Annotated in this window: 7 protein-coding genes; 1 reads left to right on the top strand and 6 read right to left on the bottom strand. The window is 70.5% G+C overall.

Going from position 1 to position 9,716, the window contains the following annotated elements; genetic code table 11:
• The 4 genes from MB1_RS09925 to MB1_RS09940 form a co-directional block, all read right to left on the bottom strand.
• Window positions 1–942: an ABC transporter permease gene (locus tag MB1_RS09925; RefSeq protein WP_066906223.1), complete on the bottom strand. Its 942-nt coding sequence runs from the start codon at window positions 940–942 to the stop codon at window positions 1–3.
• Between the two features lie 267 nt (window positions 943–1,209).
• Entirely contained in the window at window positions 1,210–2,670 is a 1,461-nt protein-coding gene (locus MB1_RS09930) for a hypothetical protein (RefSeq protein WP_066906225.1), read from the bottom strand.
• 10 nt (window positions 2,671–2,680) lie between these two features.
• Window positions 2,681–3,997 carry a nucleotide disphospho-sugar-binding domain-containing protein gene (locus tag MB1_RS09935; RefSeq protein ID WP_066906227.1) on the bottom strand — a complete coding sequence of 439 codons (1,317 nt, stop codon included), beginning with the start codon at window positions 3,995–3,997 and terminating at the stop codon, window positions 2,681–2,683.
• Window positions 3,994–5,034 (bottom strand): Gfo/Idh/MocA family protein, encoded by a 1,041-nt coding sequence (locus MB1_RS09940; protein WP_066906333.1) that lies wholly within the window; start codon window positions 5,032–5,034, stop codon window positions 3,994–3,996. The genes MB1_RS09935 and MB1_RS09940 overlap by 4 nt, the downstream gene beginning before the upstream one ends.
• Window positions 5,035–5,141: 107 nt before the next feature.
• Here MB1_RS09940 and MB1_RS09945 point away from each other — a divergent pair, with 107 nt between their 5' ends.
• Window positions 5,142–6,683 (top strand): acyl-CoA synthetase, encoded by a 1,542-nt coding sequence (locus tag MB1_RS09945; protein ID WP_066906335.1) that lies wholly within the window; start codon window positions 5,142–5,144, stop codon window positions 6,681–6,683.
• Window positions 6,684–7,053: 370 nt separating this feature from the next.
• Here the strand turns inward: MB1_RS09945 and ggh are convergent, their stop codons facing one another.
• Together ggh and MB1_RS09955 are read right to left on the bottom strand one after the other, a co-directional pair.
• Entirely contained in the window at window positions 7,054–8,406 is a 1,353-nt protein-coding gene (gene ggh / locus MB1_RS09950; RefSeq protein ID WP_066906229.1) for a glucosylglycerate hydrolase, read from the bottom strand.
• A gap of 92 nt (window positions 8,407–8,498) precedes the next feature.
• Window positions 8,499–9,650, bottom strand: coding sequence for a serine hydrolase (locus tag MB1_RS09955; RefSeq protein WP_084351326.1), 1,152 nt, complete (start codon window positions 9,648–9,650; stop codon window positions 8,499–8,501).
• Between the last annotated feature and the right edge of the window lie 66 nt (window positions 9,651–9,716).

Genomic DNA, 9,716 nt, shown 5'->3' on the forward strand with positions numbered 1-9,716 from the left:
TCAGCTCACCTTCACGCGGGGGTCGAGCAGCGCGACCACGACGTCGGCGGCGAAGTAGATGACGAGGACACCGATGCCGAGCAGCAGCGTGGTGCCCTGCATGAGATTGACGTCGCGGGACAGGGCCGCCGACGCGAGCAGGGTGCCGAGGCCGGGCAGGTTGAACGTGGCCTCGACGACGACCGAGGCGCCCAGCATCGCGGCGACGACGATCGCGAAGACCGGAACGCTCGGGACGAAGGCGTTGCGCAGCACGTAGGTGCGCCAGAACCGCACCCGGGATACGCCCATCACCCGGGCGGCGGCCACGTAGTCGGTGTCGAGGACACCGAGGACCGACGAGCGCAGCGAGCGCAAGGCCGGCGGTCCGAAGGCGAGCGCGAGGCTGACCGACGGCAGGACCAGCGCCCGCACCCGCTCGGCCGGATCGGCGGGCCACCCACCCACGGGAAACCACCCGGTCGGCAGCGCGACGAAGGTGATCAGGACCAAACCGACCCAGAAACTCGGCAACGCCATGCCACCGATGGCGAACGTGCGGATCGCGCGGTCGACGATCCCCGACGGTCGCTGGACCGACCAGATCGTCAGGGCGATCGCCAGGACGAACACCAACAGCGAGGCGCAGACCACCAGCGCCAGCGTCGGCCAGACCCCGTTGGTGACCTGATCGGCGACGCGGGCGGTGCCCGAGGAATTCATCCCCAGGTCGCCCCGAGCGAGGCGCTGGAGATAGCGCACGTACTGCACGACGACCGACTGATCGAGTCCCATCGATTCGCGAACCGCGGCGATCGTCTCATCGGTCGCCCGCGGCCCGGCGACGGCCCGCGCCGGGTCACCGGGAGCCGAACGAAGCAGCAGGAACGCCAGCGCGGTCAGCGCCACCAGGGCGACCACGGCCTGCAGGAGACGATTGACCGCCCACGAGGCGAATCTCATCGCCGCTCGCTCACACGTCCGACGCCGGCGCCACCGTGCGGACCGGCGATCGGCCCGACTTCAGTTCCACACATGCGCTCATCTCGTTTCCCGCTCGACAAACGGACCGCCTCCGCGGATCGAACGCTCGGATCCGGCTCAGGGACCGACCATCACGCTAGGAGCCGAATGGCGCCGGACCGTTACACGACGATTGAACTCTGTTTGCGCCAGGATCGCGGCCTGCGCCCGCGGAGCTGACCAGCACGAATACCGGTTCGCTGCGCATTAGCGCCGTTTCGGTGCCGCCCCGCTTGGGCCGTCCGGGCGCCGATCCCGGGCGCCGAGGTAACGCAGCGAGCCGGCCGGGGCGTAGGCCCAGCGGGGCAGGTGGGTAGCCGCGTAGACCAGTTCGCGGCACTCCTGTTCGACCATGAACGGCTCGAGCAACCGGTCGTCGAGCAGGCTCCGGGCGCCGAGGCGGATCAGTTCGGCGCGGTAGCCGACGGCGAGCCGATCGCGGGCGGCGACGATCCAGCCGGGGACGGCGGCGGTATGCCGGTGAGCGGTCCGCTTGTCGGCCACCCAGCCGACGTGGCCGATGCTGCACAGCAGTTGGGCCAGATCGCGCGCGGCGGGTTGGGGGCGGCCGGGCGGGTCGACGCCGGGGGTCGGATTGCCCTCGAAGTCGATCACCGTCAACTCCTCGCCCGCCCGCAGGATCTGCCCGACGTGCAGGTCGCCGTGGATCGGTTGGACGACGGTCGCGTCGGTCGGCAGCCGCTCGAGGGCGGCGGACATCCGCGGCGCGAGGTCGTGCAACCAGGGCTGGTCGGTCAGCCCGACGGCGCGGTCGAGGGTGTCGGCCGCGCGGCGTCGGCTGCGGTGCAGTTCCTCAGGTCCGACCGTGCGCACCGGATCCGGAATCACCGCGGAACGTCGTGCGGCCGCGGCGTGCAGGCCGGCGGCGAGGGTGCCGATCGCCGCGGGCCAGGTCCCCGGCGTCGACGGGTCGGCGCCCAGTTCGTCGGCGGCTTCCTCGACGCACCACTCCCAGCCGTCGGCGGCGCCCGGCAGAAAGGCGACGGCGTCGGCAAGCAACACGCCGGCGCCGTCCGGATGGCCCGGCGGGTGCCAGAGCAGGACGCCGTGACGTGCGGGAATGCCGCCGAAGCCGACCGTCTCGAGGTGTGCGGGCAGGAGCAGCGCGGGTTGGTCACCGGTGCGCGGCCGCAACGTCCATTTCAGGATCGACGATCCTACGACGATCGACTCGTTGGTCTGGTCGGTGTCGATCGGCCGCTCGGCAGTGTCCCGGCCGGTGAACGGGGGAGGGTCGGCGGCAGCGGGAAGCGGGTCGGCAGCAGGAAGCGGATCGGCGGCAGGAGGCGGATCGGCGGCGGGGAGCGTGTGGCCGGCGCGGATCTCGAAGCGGCCGCTCCGGTGGGTCCGATCCGGTCGGGTCACCGCTGCCCGCATCGTGTCCATCAGCCGGGCGGCGATCCCCTCGCCGGCCACCGCCCGGACCGGGGAGCCGTCCGGATGGATACGCAGCGGAACCACCAGCAGCCCGTCGGGGCCCTCGGCGACGGCCACCACCGCCCCGGCCCCGAGGTCGAGCGCGGCGATCGGGCGGGTATGCCGCAGGTCGATCGGCGCATACCCCGCACGGACCGGCGCCGGCTGCGGCGGCCAGCGTCCGGCGATATCGCGCAGGAGCGAGTCCGCGTCGTCGGCCTCGCGGCTCACCCCGCGCGGCTCACGGCCGGTCGGGTGGATGGGCGGCGATCTGCTCGATCAGGTCCGCCGCCCGGGTCAGCCCGTCGGCGGCCCGCACCCGCACCCCGGCCGCGGCCACCCGATCGCGCAGTGCGGTATCGGCGAGCAGGCGATCGACGGTGCCGGTCAGCTCCTCGTCGGTGAAGCCGTAGGTGCTCAGCCGCACCCCGAAGCCGCGTTCGTGCACCCGCTGGGCGTTGTCGTACTGATCCCAGAACAGCGGCAGCACCACCATCGGCTTGCCGAAGTGCACCGCCTCGGTGGTGGTGTTGTTGCCGCCGTGGGTGATCACCAGGTCCACCAGCGGCAGGATCGAGGTCTGCGGGACGAATTCGGCGCCCCACATATTGTCGGCGAGGGTCAGTTCGGCGTGACAGGGCCCCATCGACACGACGTAGCGGTGCGGGGTGGGCGCCAGCACCGCGATCAACCGGCGCATCAGGTCGACGTCGGCGCTGCCCAGCGAGCCGAGCGAGAGGTAGATCAGCGCCGCGTCGTCCGGCCGATCGGTCAACCACGCCGGCAGGTCGGCGGCGGGGTCGGTGCGCCGCACGCTCGAGTCGAGCCGATGCCAGGTCGCGTCCAGCTCCCGCGCCGGCGGGTAGTCGAGCTCCTCGGGATAGACGTAGAGGTTCAGGTCCGGCGAGGTGTGCACGAAGTCGAGGTCGGGCAGCGGCGCGACACCCTGCTCACGGGCCCAGGCGTCGAACTCCGTCCACATCGGCCGCAGCACCCGGTCGTATTCCGCCTGGTAGGCGGCCCATTCGCCGGTATCGTCCTGCGCATACCCGGAGAACGGCGGGGCGATCGCCGGGCCGCGCACCTCGAGCGGATTGCAGGACACCACCCGCACGTACGGCACGCCGGCGGTCTGCAGCGCCGGGAAGGTCACCACGTTGTCCTCGACGATCACGTCGGGCTCGATGTCGGCGAGGCTGCGGCGCAGGGCCGGTTCGCAGTAGACCGCGCCGTCGATCAACGCCTGGAAGGTCGGCTTGATGAAGCTGTCGATCTGTTCGATGGTCGGGGTGCGGAAGACCGGGGCGGTCTCGCGGATGTAGTCCTTCCAGAACTGCCCCGCGTCGGCGTCGTCGTCCTCGGGGGCCGGTGGCGCCAGATCGACGAGCGCCTCCTCGAAGCCGAGCGGCGCAAGTTTGCCCCTCCAGGAGGACTCGGCGGCCATCACGACGCGGTGGCCGCGTCGCAGCAGGATGTCGCCGATCCCGACGCAGTTGTTGGTCGGCCCGTAGGCGGACTCGGGCAGGAAGACGACGGTCAGGGTGCGCTCGGTGGTCATTCGAACGGCTCGTCGCCGAGGGCCACACCGAGCTGGTCGGCGGCGGACTGCAGAACCGATTGCACGGCAAGGGTGTCCGAGGTCGGCATGATCGACGACTCGGTCGCTCCGGCGGCGAGGCAGGCGTTGACCTCCTCGAACTCGTAGCTGTAGCCGACTCCGGCGGTGTGGTACGACTCGATGATCGGTTCGCGGTTGTACCGGTAGAGGTGCAACTCCTTCGGGTGGTGGAACCGCGGCGGCAGATCGATCCACCCGTCGGTGCCGTAGATCCGCGCGTCCCCGGGGGTCGGCGCCCGGAACGAGGTCACCAGGTTCGCGGTGCGCCCCTCCCCGAAGTCGACCAGCAGACCCGCCTCCGCGTCGACGCCGGTGGGCAGCAACGATCCGCGGGCGACCACGTCCACCGGCTCACCGAGCACCATCTGTGCGAACGACACCACGTAGACGCCCAGGTCCAGCAGGGTGCCGCCGCCGAGGGCCAGGTTGAAGAGCCGATCGTTCGGGTCGAAATCGCGACGCACGCCGAGGTCGGCGCTCACCGCGCGGACCTCGCCGATCGCGCCGTCGGCGATCAGTTCCCGCGCGCGCACCACCGCCGGCTGGAACCGGGTCCACATCGCCTCCATGACGAAGACGCCGGCCGAGCGGGCCGCCTCGACCACCGCCACCGCACCGGGGTACGTCGCGGTGAACGCCTTCTCCACCAGGGCGGCCTTACCGGCGCGCACCGTCGCGATCGCGTTGGCCGCGTGCTGGGCGTGCGGGGTCGCGATGTACACCGCGTCGACCTCCGGATCGGCCAACAGATCGGCATACGATCCGTGGACGCGGATCGGATCGTCGGTCACCGAACGGGGTCCACCGCCGGAGAATGTCTTGGAAAAGCCTTCGGCCCGATCGCGGCTGCGCGACCCCACCGCCACCAGACGGCCACCGTGAACGTGCACGAAGTCGGCCGCGACGTTTTCCGCTATCCGGCCCGGACCAAGAATTCCCCAGCGAATCGGTGCTTCTTCGGCGGAAGTTTGCGTCATGATCACTATCGTATGGCGCTCGAACGGTCCCCACCGCCCGTGCGAAATCGATCGACCGGTCGGTGGATGTTCGGCGTCCGACGCGAAACGGCGACGAGGGAGTGCGCATGTATCCGGGGATCTGGGCGGCCGAGAATCCGAACAAGCCGGCGGTGATCATGGCGGGCTCCGGCGGCGCCCTGTCCTACCGCCATCTGGAGGACAACAGCATTCGCGTCGCCCGACTGCTGCACGACGCGGGGCTGCGCCCGGGTGACGTGATCGCCCTGCTGTCGGACAACCGTCCGGAAACCTACGTGATCTATTGGGCCGCGCTGCGTTCCGGCCTGTACCTGACCGCGATCAACCACAATCTCGCCCCGATCGAGGTGCAGTACATCATCGAGGACTGCGGGGCGAAGGCCCTGTTCGTCTCGGACACCAAGCGCGGAACCGCCGCCCAACTCGAGGTCGACGTGCCGCTACGGTTCGTCATCGGCGCGGGGCTGGCCGGCTACCGGTTCTTCGAGGAGGCGATCGAGTCGATCCCCGCCGAGCCGCTCGACGAGCAGCCGCACGGGGACGACTTCCTGTACTCCTCGGGCACCACCGGTCGCCCCAAGGGCATCAAACGGCCGCTGCCGGAGCTGACGCTCGGCGAGCCCGGGTACGCCTACCCGAGCCTCTTCGGGCCGCTCTACGGCTTCGGCACCGACACGGTCTACCTGTCGCCGGCGCCGGTATATCACGCGGCGCCACTGCGTTTCGGCGGCGTCGTGCACGCGACGGGCGGCACGCTGGTGCTGATGGAGCGGTTCGACCCGGAGGACTTCCTCGCCGCGATCGAGACCTACCGCGTTACCCATACCCAGGTGGTGCCGACGATGTTCGTGCGGCTACTCAAGCTGCCCGAGGAGGTGCGTACGCGGTACGACCTGTCGTCGCTGCGCACGGTGATCCACGCGGCGGCGCCGTGTCCGGTCGAGGTCAAGCAGCGCATGATCGACTGGTGGGGGCCGATCATCCACGAGTACTACGCCTCGACGGAGGCCAACGGGGTGACGATCATCGACAGCGAAACCTGGTTGCGCAAACCGGGTTCCGTCGGCACGCAGCTCCTGGGGATCCCGCATATCTGCGGTCCGGACGGCACGGTCCTGCCCGCCGGCGAGGTGGGGACGATCTACTTCGAACGTGACACCCCGTCGTTCGAATATCACAACGCACCCGAGAAGACCAGCGAGACAAGGCATCCCGAACATATCGGCTGGACGACCGTCGGCGATCTCGGCTTTCTCGACGACGACGGCTTCCTGTACCTGACCGACCGCAAGGCCTTCATGATCATCTCCGGTGGGGTGAACATCTACCCGCAGGAGGTCGAAGACCTGTACACCCTGCACCCGTCGGTCGCCGACGTCGCGGTGATCGGCGTCCCCGACGAGGACATGGGGGAGCGGGTCGTCGCCTTCGTCCACCCGGCCGACGATGCCGAGGCCGGGCCCGAACTCGCCGAGGCCCTGATCGACTTCGCCCGCGACCGCATCGCACACTTCAAGGTGCCGCGGGAGATCCACTTCGACGCCGATCTACCCCGCACCCCCACCGGCAAGATGGTCAAGGGCGCGCTGTGCGAGAGGTACGCCGACATGGCGCACCTGTCGAACTGATTCCCTGCCCGCCCGCGGCCCTCACGAGCCCGGCCCTCGCAACCCCCGGCCCTCGCTCCCAGCCCGCGCGGCCCCAGCCCCGATCCTCGATAGTGACGGTTTCTGCGCTTGGACCGCAGAAACCGTCACTCTCGCGGGGCTTGAGGCCCGGCGAACCTCGCCCCCGGCCCCTGGCTCGCGCGGCCCCGTCCCCCGGCTCGCCAAAGTGACAGTTTCTGGGCTTGGACCGCAGAAACCTTCACTCTCGCGGGGGTTGGGGCCCGGCGGAGCGAGGCCGGTGCGGAGCGGGTTGAGGCCGAGCGGGCGGAGGCGGAGCAGGTTGCGGCCGGGCAGGCTGGGCCGAGCGGGTAGGCGGCGGGAGGTCGAGAGGTCAGCCCAACCAGTCGAGGACGGCGGCCGCGGTCCAGGACTGCTGCATGCTGCCGAGCGCCTCCCCGGTAAACGGTTCGTAGTACTCCGCGAAGGTGCCGTCCGCCGCCTGGCGCAGGCCCTCGTGCCGCAGGAACTCCGCCCGGCCGACCCAGCCGCGGCGGGCGAAGGTCCAGGACAGCAACCAGGTGGTCACCGGCCAGACCGGGCCGCGCCAGTACTCGCGGGGCTTGAAGTCCTCCGAACACGGCGAGGTCGACGGCGGCACCGGGAACCGCAGCTGCGGGTGCCCGCAGAAGCGCGGGCCATCGAGCAGTTCCAGGAGCTTCTGCTCCTCCACCGACGGCAGCCCGCCGCAGAGCAGCGGCGCGAACGACGCGATCGTCTCGACGGTGCTCCACTCGCCGGTACGCACATCGCGGTCGCGGCCGGCGCCGGTCTCCGGGTCCGCGGTCGAGGCGACCCCGGCGCGGAAGCGTTCGGCGTACTCCTGCATCTCGCGGACCTCGGCGCGCGGCTTGCCGTGCTCCTCGCCGAGCACCGCGAGGATGTCGCTGCTGACCGCCACGATCGCCGACGAGAAGACGTCCTGTACGGCGAAGCTCATCTTCTCGGCCATCGCGACCGGGTCGTAGCGCACCGACTTCATCTCCTCGACCAACCACAGGTAGCGGTCGTATTCGAGGTTCGACGGCCGCTGCGAGGTATCCGAGACGATGCCGGTGTCCTTGCGCTCGTACTCCGGCAGGTCGCCCGGTATGACGTTCGCGTAGGCGCGGTCCCAGCGCGGCGAGTTGTCCATACCCGATTCCCACCCGTGGTGGATGGTGATCAGGCCGCTGCCGGTGGGGTCGCGGTACTTCGCGAGCCAGCGATGCCACAGCAGCAGGTTCGGCCAGCGGCGGTCGAAGAACTCCTGCGCGGCCCGGCGGGTATGTCCGCCGCGGCGCACCGCGTGGTCGAGGATGCGTTGCACCGCGATCGCGTGCACTGCCGGCTGGATGATGCCGGAGGTGTCGACGTGTTCGGGCGAGGCCGCCGCCAGCTCGCGGCACTCCCAGCGGGCCGGGCCCGGGAAGTAGCCGTCGACACCGTTGGCGAACACGATGTGCGGGATCATGCCGTCCGACCACTGGGCGGAGAGCAATGTATCGAGCTCCATGATGGCTCGCTCGACGCTGAGGGTCGCCAGGCCGACCGAGACGAACGCGGCGTCCCAGCTCCACATGTGCGGGTAGAGCTTCGGGGCGGCGCTGGTCATGGCGCCCAGGTCGTTGCCGCGCAGCAGATACGCCGCGCGGGCCGCCAGCTGGGTCGCGGTGAAGCCGGGACGGTAAGTGGCTAAGTCGACCATCGTTCTATCCTGCCCCGGCAATCAGGGCGACGTGTGGTTGGCAATCATTCGGTAACCTGGAGGGCTGCTCGCCCGAGACATTGCGCCGGAAATCAGCCCACACACTGCAGTTCCGCCCGCCGTTCCGGTTGGGTGATCGCCTCCAGCAGCAGACTCTGCCAGGCGAACGTCGGCAGGGCCGTCAGGTAGAAGTCGGTCGGCATGTCCTGCACCTGCAGCACCGCGGTCGCGACCCGGCCGTCCTCGTAGCGCAGGTAGAACGCGTCGGTGATCACGCCGGGCAGCGACCCGCCCTTGGTGCCGAGCCCCTCGACGCCCGGGATGTCCATCAGCTGGTATTCCAGCTGCGCGCGGGCGATATCGGTACCGGCGCCGAGCGAGCCGTCGGCGATCGCCCGATATATCCCCGACACCTGCTCGGCGGTACCGCTGCCACCGACGAGGGCGAGGGTGTCCGGCGCGGCATTCGGCAGACCCGCGGTCACCGCGTCGCGGACACCGGCCGCGAAGGTCGGGTCGGAGGCGTATCGCTGCGCCGTCTGCCAGGCGTCGCCGTCGAGCGCGTCGGGGGCGATCGCCCCGATCATCGAACCGAGCAGGGTCGGCGGGGTGAACTCCTGCCAGCCGCCGGCGGCGGCCGCGTCGATCAGCGCCCGATCACCCAGGCGGTGGCGCAGATAGTCGGGGACGGCGTTGTCGCTGTTGATGATCATCGCGGAGACCAGCTGATTCAGGGTGACGGCGCCGGTGGGGTCGACGCCGAGCCGAGCGAGCGCGGCGTCGTGCGCGCCGCCGTCGGTGCCGGGCAGGTACCAGACGTTCCAATCGGCGACCGGCACCATCTCGTCGGGGTCGAGGCTGCCGTCGGCGACCGCGCGCGCATAGGCGACCAGGTGGACGACTTTGACGGCCGAGGCCAACGGCCGCTCGACCTCGGCGTCATGCGCGATCACCGGGTCGTCGCCCGGATCGATCCGCAGTGAGGTGGTGGTCGGGTTCTCCGCGAGGTAGCCGAGCCAGCCGTCGGCGGTCGTGACATCCGCCGAGGGTGGTGCGGTGCATTCCGCGGGCACCGGCGTCGCCGCGGTCTCGGTGGTCGCGACGATGTCGGAGACGTCGGACTGTCCGCAGCCGGATACCAGCAGCGCAGTCGCGAGGGCGGGCGCGGCCCAGCGGCGGGTCCAGCGGCAGCGCCGCGCGGGGGTCCGACGCGAGCGGTGAGCGGGGGTGACGGTGACCGGCATGGGGACGTCCCTTCGTTGCGCTCGGCTCGGTGGTGCTCGGCCTTCGTTGCCTCGGCGTCGTCTCAG

The sequence above is a fragment of the Millisia brevis NBRC 105863 genome (genome assembly GCF_001552615.1).
GTDB lineage: Bacteria > Actinomycetota > Actinomycetes > Mycobacteriales > Mycobacteriaceae > Millisia > Millisia brevis.